The organism is Rhodoferax sp. (assembly GCF_037143375.1).
In the GTDB taxonomy this organism is placed as follows: Bacteria; Pseudomonadota; Gammaproteobacteria; order Burkholderiales; family Burkholderiaceae_C; genus Rhodoferax.
On sequence record NZ_JBAWYV010000013.1, the window covers coordinates 1 to 18,845 of the forward strand.

The 18,845-nt window shown below is 53.7% G+C and carries 21 protein-coding genes; 11 read left to right on the forward strand and 10 right to left on the reverse strand.

Annotated elements, in window-relative coordinates:
• Positions 1-252: 252 nt before the first annotated feature.
• The 5 genes from WCG50_RS03710 (at position 253) to WCG50_RS03730 (ending at position 4,634) form a co-directional block, all read left to right on the forward strand.
• On the forward strand, positions 253-1,278 hold the full coding sequence (locus WCG50_RS03710) for an ABC transporter substrate-binding protein (protein ID WP_336898225.1): 1,026 nt from the start codon (positions 253-255) through the stop codon (positions 1,276-1,278).
• A 1-nt stretch (position 1,279) separates the two neighbouring features.
• Positions 1,280-2,089: an ABC transporter ATP-binding protein gene (locus tag WCG50_RS03715; RefSeq protein ID WP_336898226.1), complete on the forward strand. Its 810-nt coding sequence runs from the start codon at positions 1,280-1,282 to the stop codon at positions 2,087-2,089.
• A 4-nt stretch (positions 2,090-2,093) separates the two neighbouring features.
• The gene (locus WCG50_RS03720; protein ID WP_336898227.1) at positions 2,094-2,921 is read left to right on the forward strand and encodes an ABC transporter permease; all 828 of its coding nucleotides are present in this window, start codon (positions 2,094-2,096) and stop codon (positions 2,919-2,921) included.
• Positions 2,922-3,134: 213 nt separating this feature from the next.
• Positions 3,135-4,244: an ATP-dependent 6-phosphofructokinase gene (locus tag WCG50_RS03725; protein ID WP_336898228.1), complete on the forward strand. Its 1,110-nt coding sequence runs from the start codon at positions 3,135-3,137 to the stop codon at positions 4,242-4,244.
• 138 nt (positions 4,245-4,382) lie between these two features.
• The gene (locus WCG50_RS03730) at positions 4,383-4,634 is read left to right on the forward strand and encodes a hypothetical protein (protein ID WP_336898229.1); all 252 of its coding nucleotides are present in this window, start codon (positions 4,383-4,385) and stop codon (positions 4,632-4,634) included.
• On the opposite strand, the gene WCG50_RS03735 is transcribed toward WCG50_RS03730, so the two are convergent.
• The 6 genes from WCG50_RS03735 to WCG50_RS03760 form a co-directional block, all read right to left on the reverse strand.
• Positions 4,631-5,278: a CBS domain-containing protein gene (locus WCG50_RS03735; RefSeq protein ID WP_336898230.1), complete on the reverse strand. Its 648-nt coding sequence runs from the start codon at positions 5,276-5,278 to the stop codon at positions 4,631-4,633. The two genes, WCG50_RS03730 and WCG50_RS03735, sit on opposite strands and share 4 nt — an antisense overlap.
• Positions 5,279-5,341: 63 nt before the next feature.
• Positions 5,342-6,580, reverse strand: a complete 1,239-nt coding sequence (hemW, locus tag WCG50_RS03740; protein ID WP_336898231.1) for a radical SAM family heme chaperone HemW — start codon at positions 6,578-6,580, stop codon at positions 5,342-5,344.
• A gap of 7 nt (positions 6,581-6,587) precedes the next feature.
• Positions 6,588-7,196, reverse strand: coding sequence for an RdgB/HAM1 family non-canonical purine NTP pyrophosphatase (rdgB, locus tag WCG50_RS03745; RefSeq protein ID WP_336898232.1), 609 nt, complete (start codon positions 7,194-7,196; stop codon positions 6,588-6,590).
• Positions 7,197-7,238: 42 nt separating this feature from the next.
• A complete protein-coding gene (gene rph / locus WCG50_RS03750) occupies positions 7,239-7,967 on the reverse strand; it encodes a ribonuclease PH (RefSeq protein WP_336898233.1) in 729 nt (242 codons plus the stop codon).
• A gap of 66 nt (positions 7,968-8,033) precedes the next feature.
• Positions 8,034-8,948, reverse strand: coding sequence for a protein phosphatase 2C domain-containing protein (locus WCG50_RS03755; protein WP_336898234.1), 915 nt, complete (start codon positions 8,946-8,948; stop codon positions 8,034-8,036).
• Positions 8,945-9,952, reverse strand: coding sequence for a serine/threonine-protein kinase (locus tag WCG50_RS03760; protein WP_336898235.1), 1,008 nt, complete (start codon positions 9,950-9,952; stop codon positions 8,945-8,947). The genes WCG50_RS03755 and WCG50_RS03760 overlap by 4 nt, the downstream gene beginning before the upstream one ends.
• A gap of 77 nt (positions 9,953-10,029) precedes the next feature.
• On the opposite strand from WCG50_RS03760, the gene WCG50_RS03765 reads away from it, so the two are divergent.
• The 4 genes from WCG50_RS03765 to WCG50_RS03780 all read left to right on the forward strand — a co-directional run bounded on the left by WCG50_RS03765 (position 10,030) and on the right by WCG50_RS03780 (position 14,201).
• The gene (locus WCG50_RS03765; RefSeq protein WP_336898236.1) at positions 10,030-10,947 is read left to right on the forward strand and encodes a YicC/YloC family endoribonuclease; all 918 of its coding nucleotides are present in this window, start codon (positions 10,030-10,032) and stop codon (positions 10,945-10,947) included.
• 36 nt (positions 10,948-10,983) lie between these two features.
• Positions 10,984-11,604 carry a guanylate kinase gene (gmk, locus tag WCG50_RS03770; RefSeq protein ID WP_336898237.1) on the forward strand — a complete coding sequence of 207 codons (621 nt, stop codon included), beginning with the start codon at positions 10,984-10,986 and terminating at the stop codon, positions 11,602-11,604.
• A 29-nt stretch (positions 11,605-11,633) separates the two neighbouring features.
• The gene (rpoZ, locus tag WCG50_RS03775) at positions 11,634-11,837 is read left to right on the forward strand and encodes a DNA-directed RNA polymerase subunit omega (protein ID WP_336898238.1); all 204 of its coding nucleotides are present in this window, start codon (positions 11,634-11,636) and stop codon (positions 11,835-11,837) included.
• A 162-nt stretch (positions 11,838-11,999) separates the two neighbouring features.
• A complete protein-coding gene (locus WCG50_RS03780) occupies positions 12,000-14,201 on the forward strand; it encodes a bifunctional (p)ppGpp synthetase/guanosine-3',5'-bis(diphosphate) 3'-pyrophosphohydrolase (protein WP_336898269.1) in 2,202 nt (733 codons plus the stop codon).
• Positions 14,202-14,207: 6 nt separating this feature from the next.
• Here the strand turns inward: WCG50_RS03780 and greB are convergent, their stop codons facing one another.
• The gene (greB, locus tag WCG50_RS03785; RefSeq protein ID WP_336898239.1) at positions 14,208-14,762 is read right to left on the reverse strand and encodes a transcription elongation factor GreB; all 555 of its coding nucleotides are present in this window, start codon (positions 14,760-14,762) and stop codon (positions 14,208-14,210) included.
• Positions 14,763-14,905: 143 nt separating this feature from the next.
• Between greB and WCG50_RS03790 the strand changes: the two genes are divergently transcribed.
• Both WCG50_RS03790 and WCG50_RS03795 read left to right on the forward strand, forming a co-directional pair.
• A complete protein-coding gene (locus WCG50_RS03790) occupies positions 14,906-15,583 on the forward strand; it encodes a Crp/Fnr family transcriptional regulator (RefSeq protein WP_336898240.1) in 678 nt (225 codons plus the stop codon).
• Between the two features lie 197 nt (positions 15,584-15,780).
• Complete coding sequence (locus tag WCG50_RS03795; RefSeq protein ID WP_336898241.1) at positions 15,781-16,221, forward strand: lytic transglycosylase domain-containing protein; 441 nt, start codon at positions 15,781-15,783, stop codon at positions 16,219-16,221.
• 9 nt (positions 16,222-16,230) lie between these two features.
• Here the strand turns inward: WCG50_RS03795 and WCG50_RS03800 are convergent, their stop codons facing one another.
• The 3 genes from WCG50_RS03800 to WCG50_RS03810 all read right to left on the reverse strand — a co-directional run bounded on the left by WCG50_RS03800 (position 16,231) and on the right by WCG50_RS03810 (position 18,842).
• Positions 16,231-17,775 carry a hypothetical protein gene (locus tag WCG50_RS03800; RefSeq protein WP_336898242.1) on the reverse strand — a complete coding sequence of 515 codons (1,545 nt, stop codon included), beginning with the start codon at positions 17,773-17,775 and terminating at the stop codon, positions 16,231-16,233.
• A gap of 79 nt (positions 17,776-17,854) precedes the next feature.
• Positions 17,855-18,460 (reverse strand): type II secretion system protein, encoded by a 606-nt coding sequence (locus WCG50_RS03805; protein ID WP_336898243.1) that lies wholly within the window; start codon positions 18,458-18,460, stop codon positions 17,855-17,857.
• The gene (locus tag WCG50_RS03810) at positions 18,447-18,842 is read right to left on the reverse strand and encodes a prepilin-type N-terminal cleavage/methylation domain-containing protein (protein ID WP_336898244.1); all 396 of its coding nucleotides are present in this window, start codon (positions 18,840-18,842) and stop codon (positions 18,447-18,449) included. The genes WCG50_RS03805 and WCG50_RS03810 overlap by 14 nt, the downstream gene beginning before the upstream one ends.
• Between the last annotated feature and the right edge of the window lie 3 nt (positions 18,843-18,845).

Genomic DNA, 18,845 nt, shown 5'->3' on the forward strand with positions numbered 1-18,845 from the left:
AGGGCTCGTGAGTTCGAATCTCACCGCTTCCGCCAAGATACAACCCTAAGTGATTGATTCACTTAGGGTTTTTTCTTGTCTATAGTTTCCCATCCGCGTTATATCCGGCATCAAAAACAGTCAGCACAGCAACCGGGCAGGGCTGGCGGTCAAGTTGCAATTAAAAGTTCCAGGCAAGCCGCCACGCTCTGTATGATTCTCAGCAGACAGGCACGTACAGATGCCTGCTTTGACTTAGCTGGAGACAAACTCATGCAAAGACGACACCTGATTGCCGGTAGCCTGTTCGCTGCCACCTTGCCCGAATGGGTCTTCTCACAAGCGCTTGAAAAGCCCAAAGTCACCCTTTCGGTGGGCGGGAAAAACCTGCTGTACTACCTGCCACTTACGATTGCCGAACAATTGGGTTACTTCAAGGATGAGGGACTGGATGTGACCATCGTCGACTTTGCAGGAGGCTCCAAAGCCTTGCAGGCGGTGGTGGGCGGCAGCGCCGACGTAGTCTCCGGGGCGTTTGAACACACCATCAACATGCAGTTCAAGGGACAGAAAATGCGCGCCTTTGTACTGCAAGGCGCGGCACCCCAAATTGTGCTGGGCATCAACCCCAAAACTATTCCCAATTTCAAGAGTATTGCCGACCTCAAAGGTAAAAAAATTGGCGTCTCCGCGCCCGGCAGTTCGACCAATGTGATGGCCAATTTTGTGCTGGCCAAGGCAGGTCTCAAACCCAGCGATGTCAGCTTTATTGGCGTTGGTACCGGCAGCGGTGCGGTGGCCGCCATGCGCTCAGGCCAAATTGATGCAATGAGCAACCTTGACCCCGTCATCACTTTGTTGCAACGCTCGGGCGACCTCAAAATAGTGGCCGACACCCGCAAAGTCGCGGAGTCTGAAAAAATATTTGGCGGTCCCATGCCCGCTGGTTGTCTGTACGCACCACAGTCGTTCATCGACAAAAATCCCGCCACCACCCAAGCCCTGACCAACGCCTTGGTGCGCGCACTTAAATGGATTCAAACTGCAGGCGCTGCTGAGATCATAAAGGCCGTGCCCGAGGGTTATCTGTTGGGTGACCGTGCGGTCTACATTGATGCCTACCTGGCCGCCAAAGGTGCACTGTCACCCAACGGCATGATCCCGGAACAAGGCGCCCCGACGGCGTTTAGGGCACTGGCCAGTGTGGATGAAAAGATCGCTGCCGCCAAACTGGACCTGATGGCCATCTACACCAACGATTTTGTTAAAAAAGCCAACGCCAAATACCCCAAAGGTTGACATGACGGCGGCCTTGACACTGCGCGATGTCGCATGCACCTTTGTCAGCAAAGACCAACCCGGTCAACGCTACACCGCGGTGCAGTCGGTGAATCTGAGCGTTGCAGCCGGCGAATTCGTCAGCGTGGTCGGGCCCACAGGGTGTGGCAAGAGCACGCTGCTGAATGTGGGCGCGGGCTTGCTCGCCCCCAGCACAGGCTCCGTGAGCGTTTTTGGTCAGCCACTGACCGGCATCAACGCCCGTGCCGGGTACATGTTTCAGGCCGAGAGTTTGATGCCCTGGCGCACTGCGTCAGGCAACGTATCAGCCGGATTGCAATTTCGTGGCGTACCTGAGGCCCAAGTCGCCGCTCAAGTAGACGAGTGGTTGCGTCGGGTAGGGTTGGGTGGTTTCGGCGACCGTTATCCGCATCAAATGAGCGGCGGTATGCGCAAGCGTGTCAGCTTGGCGCAAACGCTGGTGCTGGATCCCGACATCATTTTGATGGACGAACCGTTCTCAGCGCTGGACATTCAAACCCGCCAACTGATGGAAAACGAGTTACTGGAGATTTGGTCGTCAAAAAAGAAGGCTGTACTGTTCATCACTCATGATCTGGACGAAGCCATTGCCATGAGCGATCGCGTGGTGGTGATGAGTGCCGGGCCGGCCAGCCACCCGATCGGTGACTTCTGCATCGATATCGAACGCCCGCGTGATGTGAGTGAGGTCAAAACCACGCCCCGCTTTTTAGAACTGCACGCGGCCATCTGGGCCGTGCTGCGTGAAGAAGTTCTCAAAGGTTACCAGCAACAGTTGAAAGCGGCCTGAATCCATGTGGAATCTGATCAAACCGCGCAGCGGCAACCTGTGGCTGTGGCAGCTTGGCCTTTTGCTGGCGCTGTTTGTCTTTTGGCATGTGATGACGGTGCCAGGGTTGATCCCGCCGATGATGTTCGACAACGACACCCAGGCTGCCTTCTTTTTTGGTGAACCGCTCAAAATGGCGTCACGCATCTGGGCGTGGTTTGTCGTTGACGCAGACATTTACAAACATCTGGGCGTCACGCTAGCCGAGACGCTGCTGGCCTTTGCCATTGGATCAGGTTTGGGCCTGGCAGGAGGCTTATGGCTGGCGCTGGCGCCCATGGCTTCGGCCCTTCTGGAGCCCTACATCAAAGCCATGAACGCCATGCCGCGCATCATTTTGGCCCCCATTTTTTCTGTTTGGTTTGGACTGGGCATGGGCTCAAAAGTGGCGCTTGGGGTGACTTTGGTTTTCTTCATTGTTTTTTTCAATGTTTACCAAGGCGTGAAAGAAGTCAGCCCCGTGGTGCTTGCCAATGCGCGCATGCTGGGCGCCGACCAACGGCAGTTGCTGCGCCATGTTTACCTGCCCAGCGCCACCAGTTGGGTGTTCAGTTCGCTCCACACGGCCGTGGGCCTGGCCTTTGTTGGGGCTGTGGTGGGAGAGTATTTGGGCTCCAGCCAGGGCGTTGGCTACCTGATTTTGCAAGCCGAAGGAAGCTTTGACATCAATACCGTGATGGCCGGCATTGTGGTACTCACCCTCTTCGCACTGGTACTCGACGGCCTGGTCGGCTTGGTTGAGCAACGTCTGATGAAATGGCAACCACGCTCTGGCGAGACTGAGAAACTGTAGCCATTGCAGTCCTGAGCGAAGGCGCTTCGCAATGTCAATATAAACACCTGATCGGCATTCAATCACATCACTGACCAATATCAACATTGCAAGCCTGTATGTCTAGAATCGGCAAATATCAACACGCCTCTCTGATGTAATCAAGTTCCAAGTGGATGCAAAATAGTGCTTTCGCCCAGCATCCGGCTTTTTAATTTACCTTTCGGAGCTACCTTGTCAAATAATATCCATCGCATCGCCATCTGCACCGGAGGCGGCGACGCTCCGGGTTTAAACGCGGTCATTCGCTCCGTGGTGGTCGCGGCCTCCAACCGGGGCTGGGAATGCTATGGCATACGGGATGGATTTAACGGTATTCTTTTTCCGGAACGTTATTCAGAAGGCGGGGTGTTCCGCCTCACCTTGGACCGGGTTCGGGGCATCGCCCATTTGGGGGGCACCATTCTGGGCTCCACCAACAAAGGTAATCCCTTGCATTTCCCGATAAAAATGCCGGACGGATCCACCAAAGAGATTGATCGCACTGACGAAATCCTTGAATATTTCGCCCTGAAAGAACTGGATGCGCTTGTCTCCATCGGTGGCGATGGCTCGCTCACCATCGCCAACGCGCTCCACGAAAAAGGACTGCGCGTGGTCAGCGTTCCCAAAACCATTGACAACGACCTGGACAAAACGGTCACAACCTTCGGCTTTGACACGGCGGTCGCGTTTGCAACTGAATGCCTCGACCGCCTGCACAGTACCGCCGAGAGCCATCAGCGCGTGATGGTGGTGGAGGTCATGGGGCGGTATGCCGGCTGGATTGCGCTGCACACCGGCATTGCCGGCAACGCCCACGCCATTCTGATTCCCGAGATTCCGTTTGATCTGGACAAAGTGGCCGCCATGATTGCCAGCCGCGATGTGGGGGGGCACCCGTACACCATTGTGTTGGTGTCTGAAGGCGCTGAGCCCCTTCATGGTCACCGCGAGGTGGTGGAGCAGGCTGAGATTGGTCACGCTGAGCGATTGGGTGGCATTGGCGAACAAATTGGCAAATCCCTTCAAGAGCTAACAGGCAAAGAAACCCGCGTGGTGGTGCTGGGTCACTTGCTGCGCGGAGGCAGCCCAACCTCCTTCGACCGACTGGTGGCCATGCGTTTTGGCACTGCGGCAGTGCGGGCGCTGGCCGAGGGACAAACCGGCATCATGGTGGCGCTGGCGTTCCCAAATGTCAATTACGTGGCGATGAAGGACGTCGCCGGGCGCATGAAGGGGGTTCCGTTGGACTGCGACACCTTGCAGACCGGACGCGATCTCGGAATTTCGTTCGGCGACTGATCCGCGCCAGCCAACTTGGAAGAGTTCAGCCGCCAGCACCACCGTGAACCAAACGTTCTAAAATTCTTCATAATTGATAAATGTCAATTTAAACCTGCCAATCAACAATAATGATTTTGAAATTTCAATGAGGGTGTCATGGTCAAGGAAGTTTCTAAAAAGCCGGTTGAAGTAAAACCATCGCAAGTAGGCGATCTCTACTCGGCTCACGACCCATTGCCGGTGCCCGAGGCCATTGAGTCTGACAGCGACACGGTATGGGCCCTGTGGGAAGAAATTGTGGCTAAGCCTGATGGGGAGACCGAACCAGATTTCCAAAGTACGGAGCGTGCCGATCTATTGGACCTGCCCCCTTTTGAGTCAGCTGCGGCACCCAAGCGCCGCGCCTAACCCCACAGGTCAAGCGGCGGATCGGTCACCACCGCGCGCAGGATATCTGAGCGCGACACAAAACCAGTAACCCGGCCCAGCTCATCGACCACAGGAAGACCGGGCAGGCCGGTATCCAACAAGACGCGTGCCACCCGGCGAATATCGGTATCGGGCGCCACGCTCGGCACCGGGGTTGACATGATGTCCTGCACGCTTTGCGCCAACAAGGCCCGCCACGCGAGTGCATGGCTGTCTGGCTTGGGCAATCGGTCCGGACGCAATAAATCAGCGCGCGACAACAAGCCCACCAAGGTCTTTTCCGCATTCACCACCGGGGCCTGCCCCACACCATGCAGGGCGAGAATTTGCCAGGCCTCGAGCACCGTGGAGGTGTCGGGAATCGTGAACACCACAGAACTCATCAAGGAACCAACCAGACTTAAAGGGTGGCGCGGCAACTCTATTTTTTTGGTTTGGGCGTAAGCCGCTAACGCACTGCGGTGCGCCTCGTCACTGGGCGCAGCAAATGAACCCGCTTGCCCGTCTTGACCCACCGCGGTGACAGCGTTGGCGCGGGCGATGGCACTCACGCTTCCAATCTGGCGCAATTGCTCCAGCGAACCTCGAAACAATTGACCGCCAACGCCGTAGACAGAGAACATCGCACCGCCCCTCCATGGTTGAAATGGCACTATAGCGCGATGACGCCCTTTGGCGCTAATTAATCAGCGCGACGGTGGCAAGAACAGTGACTGCAAGTCGTTCAGGAAATCAAATCCGCGCACGCTGGGTTTGACATTCACAAAGTCGCGCTCAATCAAACCTTTGCGCTCCGCCTCGGCAAGGCCTTTTTGAATCGCGGTGATGGCCAGACCCGTGCGCTCAGAGAACTGCTGCAAGCTGAAACCCTCTTTTAACCGCAGGGCATTCAGCATGAACTCAAACGGCAGGTCAGCCCGCGAGACTTCCTCAACCTGGGCCAAACAATGGCCTGCCAAGGCTTTTTCCATGTACAGCCGGGGTTCACGAAACCGCACCTGACGAACCACCCGGTGGGCAAAACTGAGCTTGCTGTGCGCACCGGCACCCAGACCCAAATAGTCGCCAAACTGCCAGTAATTGAGGTTGTGAAAGCAGCGGTGTGCATCTTTGGCGTAGGCAGAAACTTCATAGCGGTTCAAACCGGCCTGCCCCGTCATGTCGGTGATGAAGTCCAGCATGTCGTAGGCCATGTCTTCTTCAGGAATGACCGGCGGAAACTTGGCGAAATAGGTATTGGGCTCGATCGTCAGGTGGTAAATCGAAATATGTGGCGGCGCCAGTGCCAGCGCGGTGGCCATGTCTTGTTTCAAATCGGCCATCGACTGACCGGGCAGCGCGTACATGATGTCCAGATTAAAGGTGTCGAACGCCTGCGCTGCCTCTTCGACCGCTGCCAGCGCCTGCGCCCGGTCATGCACACGGCCCAGGGTCTTCAGGTAGTCGTCGTTAAAGCTCTGCACCCCGATTGACAAACGGGTGACACCAGCCGCCCGAAACGCCCTGAAGCGGTCTTTCTCGAAGGTGCCCGGATTGGCCTCCAGCGTGATCTCGCAAGCGGCCTCCAGTTTGAGCCGGGCGCGGATATCGCCCAGCAACCGGTCAATCGACTCCGGAGAAAACAGGCTGGGTGTGCCACCGCCAATAAAAATACTGTGCACCGTGCGGCCCCAGATCAGCGGCAGGGCCGCTTCCATGTCAGCCATCAAGGCATCCAGATAGCGCTGCTCGGGCAGGTCGGCAGCGCGCATTTCATGCGAATTGAAATCGCAATACGGACATTTTTTAAGGCACCAAGGGAGATGGATGTACAACGACAACGGAGGCAGCGCCGTGAGTTGCAGCATGCCAGGGCGCATGTAATGCTGGATGTCGTGGTGGACTGATGCCGCTTCCAGCGACTCGACAGGCGAAATAGGGATCATGGACAAGTTACGTTGTTTGGAGCCAGCGCTCACGCATCAGTGCCACCATGGCCTGGGCCGCGCGACCGCGGTGGCTGTTGGCGTTTTTGACCTCAATCGGCAACTGGGCAAAGGTCTGGCCAAATTCGGGAATAAACATCACCGGATCAAAGCCGAACCCGTTGCTGCCTACCGGCTCACGGGTAATCTGGCCCACCACACGGCCAACGGCAATCAGGGGTTCGGGGTCGTTGGCCGATCGCACCGCCACCAGCGTACTAACGAGTGCGGCACGTCGGTTTTCGACAGTGGCCATTTGCTCCAGCAGCGCGCGCACATTGTTGCTGTCGCCCTTTTCATAGCCAAACTGGGTGGCGTAGTAAGCGGTATCAACACCAGGCAAACCACCAAAGGCGTCAACACACAAGCCAGCATCATCCGCCACGGCGGGCAAGCCGCTGAGTTGGGCGGCATGGCGGGCCTTGGCCAGGGCGTTTTCAACAAAGGTATGAAACGGCTCGGCCGCTTCCGGAATGCCCAACTCGCCTTGCGTGATCAACTCAAACCCCAGCGGCGCAAACATGGCGCGGAGTTCAAGCAACTTGCCTTGGTTATTGGAGGCCAGAATAATTTTCATAAAATAAGGCTGTAGCCCCCGTGTTACCTGCGCTAGCAGCTATTAATTCAGTAGCGATTGTTTTTGGAGTTCCACCAGATCACTGATGCCTTTTTCGGCCAACGCCAGCAAGGCATCCATTTCCAGGCGCGAAAAGGCCACGCCCTCGGCAGTGCCCTGCACCTCCACAAAATGGCCTGCCCCGGTCATCACCACATTCATGTCGGTGTCGCACGCCGAGTCTTCGGTGTATTCCAAATCGAGCAAAGGCGTGCCCTGCACGATACCCACCGAGATCGCCGCCACATGACCATGGATGGGCGACTCAGTGAGTTTGCCCTGCGCTATCAGATGGGTGACCGCATCCTGCGCCGCTACAAATGCGCCGGTAATGGCAGCGGTACGCGTGCCGCCATCGGCCTGCAACACATCGCAATCGAGATGAATCGTGCGCTCGCCCAGTTTGGTGAGGTCAAACACGGCCCGCATTGAGCGGCCAATCAGGCGCTGAATTTCCTGGGTGCGCCCGCTTTGCTTGCCACGCGCCGCCTCACGGTCGTTGCGGGTGTGCGTGGCACGCGGCAGCATGCCGTACTCGGCCGTGACCCAGCCCTCGCCACTGCCTTTTTTGTGGCCTGGCACCTTTTCTTCGACCGAGGCCGTGCATAAAACCTTGGTGTTGCCGAACTCGATCAACACGGAGCCCTCGGCATGCATGGTGTAGGCGCGGGTAATGCGCACCGGACGCAACTGATCTGCAGCGCGCGCGCCGCTTCTAACAAAATGACTCATGGTGTTTTCAATCAATCAAGGGCAGCTTTTGGCGCCGCCTAACTCGGATAATGCGACCCGACGGTATCAGCTCTTTTTAGCAGCCGAACGACGAATCGCCTCGTTTATTTCAGCGATGGACCGCTCAATGGCGGCATCGTCCATATCTTCCAGACTGGAGTCTGGCCAACCGGCCTGCACGGTGGACGCAAAAACACCATCACTGATGGTGTCGGTAGAAATACTGCCCCGGGTTGATTCAAACCCGTCCGGAGTTTCCCACTCCAGGGCAATACAGGTGACGTTATCGCTGCCATCACCGGCCGCGCGCAACGCTTTTTCAACCAAATCAGGAACCGCTTCGCTCACCACTTTGTGGCCCAAATGGTAAGTAATATCTTCATCACTCAGGCTGCCCCACAGGCCATCCGAGCAAAGCATCAACTTATCGCCCTGAAGCAAGGCCACCGGCCCGGTCACATCAAATACCGGTTTGGTCGGTGAGCCCAGACACGTAAACAAAATATTGCGATTGATGTGCTCAGGCACTTTCACGCCTGCAGCAGCGGCTTGACTTTGTTCCAGAAAAGAGTGGTCCCGGGTGCGCGCCAACAGTTCGCACTCGCGTACCAGATAAAACCGGGAGTCTCCACAATGGATCCAGGTCACCGTCCCGGCCTGAACCACGGCCGCCACGATGGTGGTGCGTGGTGTATCCAACATTCCCTTTTCTATTGAATACCGCAATATTTGCCGATGGGCCGCCATCAGCGCAGAGGTCAAAAAGGCCGATATATCCGCCAGTTTGGGATGCGCTTCTTTTTGGAACAAGGCTGAGATGGTTTGCAGCGCCAATTGGGCCGCCACCTCACCTTGCGGGTGACCACCCATACCGTCAGCAAGGAGGAAAATACCTGATCCGCTGGTGTAACAGTACCCCATGCGATCTTCGTTTTTCTCACGACCGCCTTTGCGACTAACCTGAAAAACTGAGAATTTCATTTAGGTTTTCCACCTACGCCAGTGGCTTTTTGCACATTCTTTTTGGTATCCGACACCATGGTGTCGAACTGAAGACGAACTTTTTCACTGACACTCAAACGGGTGTAGCGACGCTCACCCTCCCGGCTAAGCTCCTTTTGCAAGGCAAACACCGACTGCGGTCTTGAAAGCGGGTCAAGCGACATGCACCACTCCACCACCTCAATCAGATTGTCAGAATACACCCCTCGCAGACGCGACAAAGCGGTGGCGATGCGGTCTTTTTCAAGGCGTTGCGGCGCCTCATTGGGTGGATACCCCTGCATGCAGGCGTAGATGCAGGCGCCAATGGCGTAAATGTCTGTCCACGGGCCCATGGAAGCATCGCGCCGGTACATCTCGGGCGCCGCAAAGCCGGGGGTGTACATGGGACGGATGAAATTACCTTCCTTGCTCAAGACTTCACGCGCAGCGCCAAAGTCAATCAGCACCGATTTATTGTCATCGGTAATAAAAATGTTGGCCGGTTTGATGTCCAGATGCAGCATCTTGTGCTGATGAACAATGCGCAGGCCGCGCAGTATTTCGTCAAATAGCGACCTGATGGTGGACTCTCGAAACACTTTGGCCTGTTTGAGATCACGCGCGGTGATGATGAAATCCTGCAGGGACGCGCCCTCCAGATAATTCATGACCATGTAAACGGTCTCGTTTTCCCGAAAGAAATTCATCACACTCACCACCGAGGGGTGTGATATCTGGGCAAGAGAACGCCCTTCTTCAAAAAAGCTTTTCAAGCCCAAACGGTACAAAGACAGCTTTTCTGGCTGCACCTGGGGGAGCAATTCGCCTGGTGCACGCGTCGCCAGCGAGGAAGGTAAATATTCCTTAACTGCTACCTGCTGACCATCGGAATCCACGGCCAAATAAACCACGCCAAAGCCGCCCGCAGCAACTTTGCGAACTACGCGATAACCACCAATTCTGGTGTCAGGAGGTAAGGGAGCGGGTTTGGCCTTTGACATAATTTTTGATTAAACCCACATCTGGCCTGCCTGAACCGGGTTATTCTCAGGCACATTCCATTGATCAAAGAGTCTAGATGCCAGTTTACAGCATGACTGGCTATGCCAGTGCACAGCACAGCACAGCCAATTCCTCCACCGAGAACGAGTCCAAAACCGTCCCCTCCAGCCATCTCGGCCTGGAAATAAGGTCAGTCAACAGTCGTTTTCTCGACCTGACGTTCAAGCTACCCGAAGAGCTTCGCCAATTTGAGCCCGCTCTGCGTGAAATCCTGATCGCGCGCCTCAAACGCGGCAAGGTTGAGGTGCGCGCCGCCATTGAGACCAGCAGCCACAGCACGATCGCCGAACCATCGCCCCGCCTGCTGCAGCGCCTCAACGCGGTCCAAGACAACGTTAAAGCCTGGCTGCCCAATGCCAGCCCTTTAAGTGTGGCAGATGTCATCCGACTTAGCGCCAACGACAACGTGAGCGCCCGCGACTGGAGCGAAGACATTCTGCCGCTGGCTGAGAAAACACTGACCGAACTTCTGTCGGCCAGACAGCGTGAAGGCGCCAGATTGGCCACCATGCTGCTGGACCGCATCAACCAACTTCGTGGCTTGGTGGGTCAAGCGGGGCCTTTGGTGCCTCAACTGGTCATTCAACAACGTCAGCGCTTCCTGGACCGCTGGAAAGAAGCGATGGCCTTGACGGACGGAGCCATCCTTCCAGAAGCAGCACAAGACCGCGCATTGACTGAAGCTACGGCTTTTGCCATTCGCATTGATGTCGCAGAGGAAATCACCCGCATCAATTCACATTTGGATGAAATTGAGCGGCTGATTACCAAGGGTGGCGACATCGGCAAACGACTTGATTTTCTGATTCAGGAATTGCACCGCGAAGCCAATACCATGGGCTCAAAATCTGCTGCTCTGGAATTGACCCACATTTCTGTCGACATGAAAGTATTGATTGAGCAGATGCGCGAGCAAGTGCAGAACCTAGAATAACGCGACCCTGTTATTCGCCCTCAAAAGCTGTCTCCTATGGAATACCCCGGAAATTTATTTGTTGTCGCGGCCCCCAGTGGCGCGGGAAAATCCAGCCTGGTCAAGGCCTTGCTCGAACTGGACTCACACGTCCAACCATCCGTTTCGCACACCACCCGGGCACCGCGTGGCCAGGAAAAACATGGGCGTGAGTATTTTTTCGCGTCTGAGCAAGAGTTCGATGCCATGGTCAAGGCCGATGCTTTTGTGGAGTGGGCTTCAGTTCATAACCATCGGTACGGCACCTCCAAAAAAGCCATTGAAGAGCGCATGGCCCAGGGTGCCGATGTCATTCTTGAAATCGATTTTCAAGGAGCCCTTCAGATCAAGGAAGTCTTTGCCAACGCCATCAGCATTTTCATCTTGCCGCCCAGTTGGGAGGAATTGCGCGCCCGGCTTGAACGCCGTGGCGAAGACTCACCAGAAGTCATTGAATTGCGGCTCAAAAATGCGGCTATCGAGGTGGCTCAGGTCCATCAATTTGACTTCGTTATAATCAACGAGTTGTTTGACCGAGCGCTCTTTGACCTTAAGGCGATCGTTCACTCCCAGCGACTCAAGTTCACCGCGCAACGTCGCGCCAGAGCTGAAACCTTCAAAGCACTGAACATTCCTTAGTTCATTTCCCTCGTTTATCGGAGAATTCCATGGCCCGTATTACTGTAGAAGACTGCCTTGTGCAGATCCCCAATCGCTTCCAGCTGGTATTGGCCGCAACCTACCGCGCGCGCATGCTCAGCCAAGGACACGCCCCCAAGGTCGAAAGCAAGAACAAACCCGCCGTTACTGCTCTGCGCGAAATCGCTGCGGGCAAAGTGGGACTTGAAATGCTGAAAAAAGTGCCTCTGTAACGGCTCCTCAGCACATCAAAAGCACCGTTTACGGTGCTTTTTTATTGGCGCACCACAATGCGGCGTCTGCGACGCTATATTTGAGGGGTGAGCACCACCCTTCAATCATCTTCTGGCAAGTCTTCCACCCCTGCAACCAAGGGGACTGCGGCGTCGACCACCCTGGCCGCGGCCAATGCGGCAGCCGCCAGCTTTGCCAATTTAACCAACAAGCTCGACTACCTGTCACAACCCGACCTGGAGCAAGTTCGGCAAGCTTACCGGTTTGCAGATCAAGCCCACCTGGGGCAATTGCGCAACAGTGGAGAGCCTTACATCACCCACCCCATTGCCGTCGCCGCCCAGTGTGCCGAATGGAAGCTTGATGCCCAGGCGCTCATGGCAGCACTGCTGCATGATGCCCTTGAAGACTGCAGCGTCACCAAAATTGAACTAATCGAGCGTTTTGGCTCCCCGGTGGCCGAACTGGTAGATGGGCTGACGAAACTCGACAAACTGCATTTCAACACCCGGGAAGAAAACCAGGCGGAGTCATTTCGAAAAATGCTCTTGGCCATGGCCCGAGACGTGCGAGTCATCTTGATTAAGTTGGCAGATAGAACGCACAATATGCGCACCTTGTCGGATGCGCCGCGCGAAAAATGGGGTCGCATTGCCTCTGAAACGCTAGAGGTTTACGCGCCCATCGCACACCGTTTGGGACTCAATCAAACCTACCGTGAACTGCAGAACCTTGCTTTTTCGCATCTCAGGCCTTGGCGCTACGCCATTTTGTCAAAGGCCGTGGCCAAAGCACGCAGTCGCAGGCGAGATCTGATTCAAAAAGTACAACGGGAACTGGAAGCAGCCTTCACCGCCAGTGGCATGCAAGTCAGGATCGCAGGACGAGAAAAAACCCTGTATTCGATTTACACAAAGATGAACGAAAAACACCTGAGTTTTGCCGAGGTGACCGACATCTACGGTTTTCGGGTGATTGTTCCCAGCGTGATTGATTGCTACACCGCACTCGGCACCTTGCACCAACTCTACAAGCCACTCCCGGGGAAATTCAAGGACCATATTGCCATCGGAAAACTCAATGGTTATCAGTCTCTTCACACCACCCTGGTTGGCCCTTCTGGTGTCAATGTGGAGTTTCAACTTCGCACTGAAGCCATGCACATCGTCGCCGAATCTGGTGTAGCTGCGCATTGGCTCTACAAAGTCAACAACCCGACAGAATCCACAAACGGGGATCGACTAAGTTCCAAATGGCTTCAGTCGCTACTGGACATTCAAGACGAAACACGTGATGCTGCCGAATTTTGGGACCACGTCAAGGTCGATCTCTTTCCGGATGCGGTGTACGTCTTTACGCCAAAGAGCCAAATCATGTCCATGCCGCGCGGTGCCACGGTCGTCGACTTCGCTTACGCCATTCACAGCAATGTGGGTGACAAGACTTTGGGTGCGAAGATTAACGGCGAGCATGCACCCTTGCGCACCGAACTCAAAAACGGCGACGTCATCGAAATCATCACGGCTCCGCTGGCGACACCCAACCCGGCCTGGTTAAGTTTTGTCAGAACAGCTCGGGCACGCTCAAAAATCCGGCACCACCTTAAAACACTGGGCCAAGCCGATTCGGAAGGCCTTGGCGAGATGATGCTGGCGCAAGCACTGAGAGCCGAAGGCATTGAAAAGCTCCCTGACGACGAAGGCAAAAATCAACTGATCTGGGAGAAGTTACTCCGATTTAGTGGCAATAAAACCAAGTCAGAACTACTCACTGACATCGGCCTTGGCAAACGAATCGCCAGCATCGTCGCCAAACGCCTGCTGACCATGCTGACCGATAGCGGTGAAAAACAAGATGCCTTGCTGCTCACTCGTGAACGCTTTGCCGAGCATGAAACAGTGTCCCAAGGCGGCATCATTCTGGACGGAAGTGAAAACGCCTCAGTCCGGTTTGCGACGTGTTGCCGGCCGATTCCTGGTGATGGCATTCTGGGTTACCTGGGCCGTGGCGAGGGATTGATCGTGCATGCTGACGACTGCTCAGTGGCTAAAAAACTCAAACATAAAGACAGTGAGCGCTTTATAGGCGTCGAGTGGTCCGACGAGCCCATTCGTCCTTTTGAAACCGAAGTGATGGTGACGGTCATCAACGGAAAAGGTGTCCTGGCTCGCGTGGCCGCCGCATTGGCTGCGGCTGAAGCAGACATTACGCACATCGACATGGAAGATGAAGCAGCGCAAGATGCGACTGATTTACGCTTTGTGGTTGCCGTCCGTGACACCACCCAGTTGGAGACTGCCATGCGCAACCTGAGAAGAACGCCATCAGTACTCAAGGTGCAGCGCACCAAAGACGCGCAGTAAATCAAATCACACGGGGGCGGGATATATAACGCTGGTAACTTCTATCTCCGAAACGCCAGAGGGCGTCACCAACTGCAACACGTCGCCAATTCGTGCTTTCAGTAGCGTTCTGGCAATCGGCGAAACCCAGCTTACCTGGGCTTTGGCACTGTCCGCTTCGTCAATGCCCATGATGGTGACGGTTCGTGTCACCTCTGCCTCATCGATGTAAGTAACACAGGCCCCAAAAAACACCTGATCGCGACCATGGTGAACAGCGGGGTCAACCACCTCCGCGATTTCAAGCCGCTTGGTCAAAAACCAGATCCGCCGGTCAATTTCACGCAAACGTTTCTTGCCGTAAATATAGTCACCGTTTTCAGATCGATCTCCATTGCTGGCAGCCCAATAAACGCTCTCGACCACTTTGGGACGCTCGACATCAATCAAGTCCAACAATTCGCCACGAATACGGTCATAACCGTTCGGTGTCATGTAATTTTTCCCACTCGACGGTAATGAGGGCAGTTGCGGCTCTTCTTCATCCGCATCGTCAGATTCTTTGGTAAATGCCTTGTTCATTTAAATTTCAAAATCTCTTTACACATATTTTTTAAAAATGGAATTGTTGATGACAAGTTTTAGTAAAAATAACCGTCCAACTGTAAGTTTATTGTGCAGAATCAAACATAAATTAAAGATGTTCAAAGGGGCAGGTGTTTTCGATGTCAAAACTCACGAATCAAGATTTGATCAAAAGAGTTCATTTATTTGAAATGCTCACCCCTGCGCAACTTGAAGCATTGTCCAACGCATTAACGAAACAACGCTTCAAGAAAAACGATGCAGTTGTAGAACTCGGCGGCAAATCTAACGCACTCTATATCATCCTGGCAGGCAAAGCCCGCGTCTGCCTGACCAATGAAAGAGGACGCGAAGTTATCCTGGCAATATTGAGTGCGGGAGAATACATCGGCGAGATGAGTTTGATAGACAACGAACCTCACTCGGCCACCGTCATTGCGGATTCACAGCTTGACGTCCTTGTGCTCAGTCGAGAGGGATTCTCCCGTTGTGTTATCGGAAATTCAGCCACATCTTTATCCATCATGCGCGGACTTGTTCAGCGCCTACGAAAAGCCAATCAAAAAATTGCATCGTTTGCCTTGATGGGTGTTTATGAAAGAGTTGCCAAAACTCTTATGGACGCCGCAGTTAAAGGCGAAGATGGGGAATTATTGATTCATGAGAACTTTTCTCACCAGGAAATTGCGAATCTTGTGGGCTCGTCGCGTGAAATGGTCAGCCGTGCCATGAAAGATTTTGAAGATCAGTCTTTCATCCGTAAGCTCGATGGTGGCATCGTTCGCGTTTACGAACGCAGATCAGAGCCCCGCTCCTAGTCACTCTCGTCAATTTAACTCGAATGGGTAGACCGCAAATCCCTCAACTTGCCTGGCTCGTTTGCCTTGGCATTGCAAGCGTAAGTGCGCAGGCTCATATTTATGCAGGAACCAGTTCTTCTGGCACCCTTTTGCTATCAGACTACCAGGGTGAAGGTGCTGAAGAATTGATTGTTGAAGCGCCACTGGCGCCTATCTTGAATACTTCAACTGCAAAAGTTGCCTTATTTCCAAGTTCAATCCCGGAAAGTTTTGCGCCCTTTATTCACGAAGCCAGTATTGCATCCAAATTGCCGGCGGCCCTCATTCATGCCGTCATTTCAGCGGAGTCCAACTACAACCCCCGCGCGGTATCACCCAAAGGGGCACAAGGACTGATGCAACTCATGCCCGCCACGGCGCGTCGCTTTGGCGCCACCAATAGCTTTGACCCGCGTGTGAATATTTTGGCTGGCAGCCGCTATTTGCGCTGGCTGATGGACTACTTTCAGCAAGACATTGAATTAACTGTAGCCGCCTACAACGCAGGCGAAATGGCAGTTATGCAAGCAGGACGCAAAATCCCTAAATTTTCAGAAACCGAAAAATACGTCCCCAAAGTTCTGGCGCTTTACAAAAAGGCTTTGCAACCCACTTGAAGCCCACTATCAGAGGGAGTCTTTGAAGCTCGTTGATACACTACTTCTGTAAAATGTTCGTACATTAACCTTGGCGTTTGACGTGATGTTTACCAACTCAGAACTCGCTGATTTTGGAATACTCAACGAAATCGTGTTGCCGTTTATTGAAGGTTGAGAACTTGCAATAGTGCTTGAAATAAATCCTTGATGATTCCAAGCGAGAACTTGAGTCCCGGCCGAAATGGATTTTGTTGTTGGTGACGCTACCCCCAAGTTGTATTCACTCATCGAAATCGTGTAGTCTGCAACACCATCGTTATTGATATCAAAATCAATAGCCCACTCATATTCCAAATATTGAGCAGGAACGGCTGCTTGATTGAACGTGAGAGATTGTGGCAAATTTCGAACAGTTATTTGAACCGTAATATTTGCATTGTCAATCGCAACGTTCGCGCCCACCAAGTCAATGAAATCGATAGTGACATTGTTAGGTGCGCTAGTGAAGGCACCATTGGCTGGGATGGCCAAAAATACTGTCTTTGGCGTTGTTGACGTTGTTGATTCGGCAACCGTAAATCCACCCACGAGAGAATAGATTCGATTGGTATTCAGGTCTTTTACAGTTAGCGTGCCACTTGTCGCCCCAGCGGGGACCATGATCCCTAGTTGTGTAGGTGTCCTGAAAAAGGGTGTCACTATTGCACCGTTAAAACTCACTTGATAAGCTGCCCCTGATTGACTTAGCAGACTGCCTGGTACAGCAGCAAAGTTCGCGCCTGAAATCACCACTTGCTGCCCTACAACTGCACTCGATGGAAATACGCCACTGATGCTCGTCTCGCCTACTGGTTGATTGAGGACATTACTTGCCGGTCCTGTGTAAGCAAGCGCCAAGGCTATGCTGAAATTACTTGGGGGTGTGGAAAACACAGTATCTGCCGCACAGTTCAACAGTGAAGCATAGGTCACCTGTGACAGGGTGAGTGCAGCCTTCAAAGCTGACAACATATCGTCACTAACATCTCCGGATATAGGTTTAAAAGATGTGGTTATCGGGTTGATCGTGCTGAGGGATGCCAGAACAGGTATAGCTGTGCGGAGTTTATCCAGTGCCAGTGTCACCTGAGCAGATTTGATGTTGACAAGTGACGTTGGCACAACGGGTAAACCAGCGAACCATGAACCAGGTGACACCGATCCAATAAGATTAGCCACCATCAAATCTGTTAAGGGCGTGACATTCACAATGCCAAAATTTGTTGCAATGGAGTGGTACTGCGTGGTATTGGCGAAGCCATTGACGGTCCCTCCTGAGACTTGCACAGCGCAAGGCAAGGTATGCCCTGATATAGTTGATTTCCAGGCCCCGTCAGAATCTGTGGTCGTCGAATTTATTATCGGACCGCTAGCACAACTAATATTAATAACGCCGCTAACTATTGGCGAACCCACTGCGGCAACTCCGCTTAAAGTGCCGCTAGCGCTACCGCTATCAATACCGCCACCGCAAGCGGTCAAAACTGTAGTCACAGCGGCGATCAACTCGACCGCTTTGATGCGAATTTTCATATAACAAATCCTTTCAATACCATTGCGCACGTTCACCACGTGAAGATAACATCCATTTATTTGCAGCTTCAGCATCCTATTAAGGCCTCGGGCGTGGCATTGGCTGTGTAAAACCAGGTGGCGTAGGTGCTAAGGGTCTTTGTGGCGTCGCAGCACCGGGACTTTGAGTACCGCCTCCTGGTGTTGAATAACTTGCATTCGGCGGGAGAATGGGGTTTGCAGCAGGAAGCGCAGACCGAAAATCCCATTCTGAATAACGAGTTTTATCGGCCAGGTCTTTGTTTTGCGCGCTGAACTCTGCCACCTTCAGAGGCGCCTCTGTTGACAAACTATGAACGCCCACCAATTGACCACTCGCCAGCCGAATTTCACCCCATTCCATTTTTCCTGTCATAGGGTCAGGATAAATTTTTCTCAAAAAACGCTTTGATTTATCAACCGAACGATCGTCTTGAAGCAGGTCTTCCATACGCATGGGGAAACGAAGGCTGCCCTTGGGGGACTCAATGTAATAACGTGTGATGGCTTGGCGAAATTGATTGCCTATGAAAAGCAAATCTTCTTCGCGCTCACGCTGGCGGCTTTGGTACCAAACTTCAGAAACTGCACTCAGGCCAACCCCGATCACTGTCAGGCCGATCAACAATCCAATGTAAACAAACCCCTGATTTTTACCATTCTGCATAAGGGATGGCGTTCGATCCAGCGCCTTGCGCCCCGCTGAAGATGTTGTAAACCGCCCCCGCTTGACCTCCGGGTGGAGGCACCGTAGTCCAACTGACTGCGCTTTCAGCAATCGGATCCCACGGAAGCGTTCGCATATATTTTCGGTCCACCAGATCCGTGATCTGATCCGGGTACTTACCCGTGTCGCTGTAAAACTTATCCAAGGCATCGCGCGTAGAGGCCAGATTGGCCTTTAGAACGGTTTCCTTGCTGCGCTCGATCGATCGAAAATACCGTGGCGCGGCCAGCGTCAGCAACAAACTCACAATGGCCATCACGATGATCAATTCGATCAAAGTGAAACCTTTGCGCAATGGGCGAAAAATGGATCTGACTTTCATTTA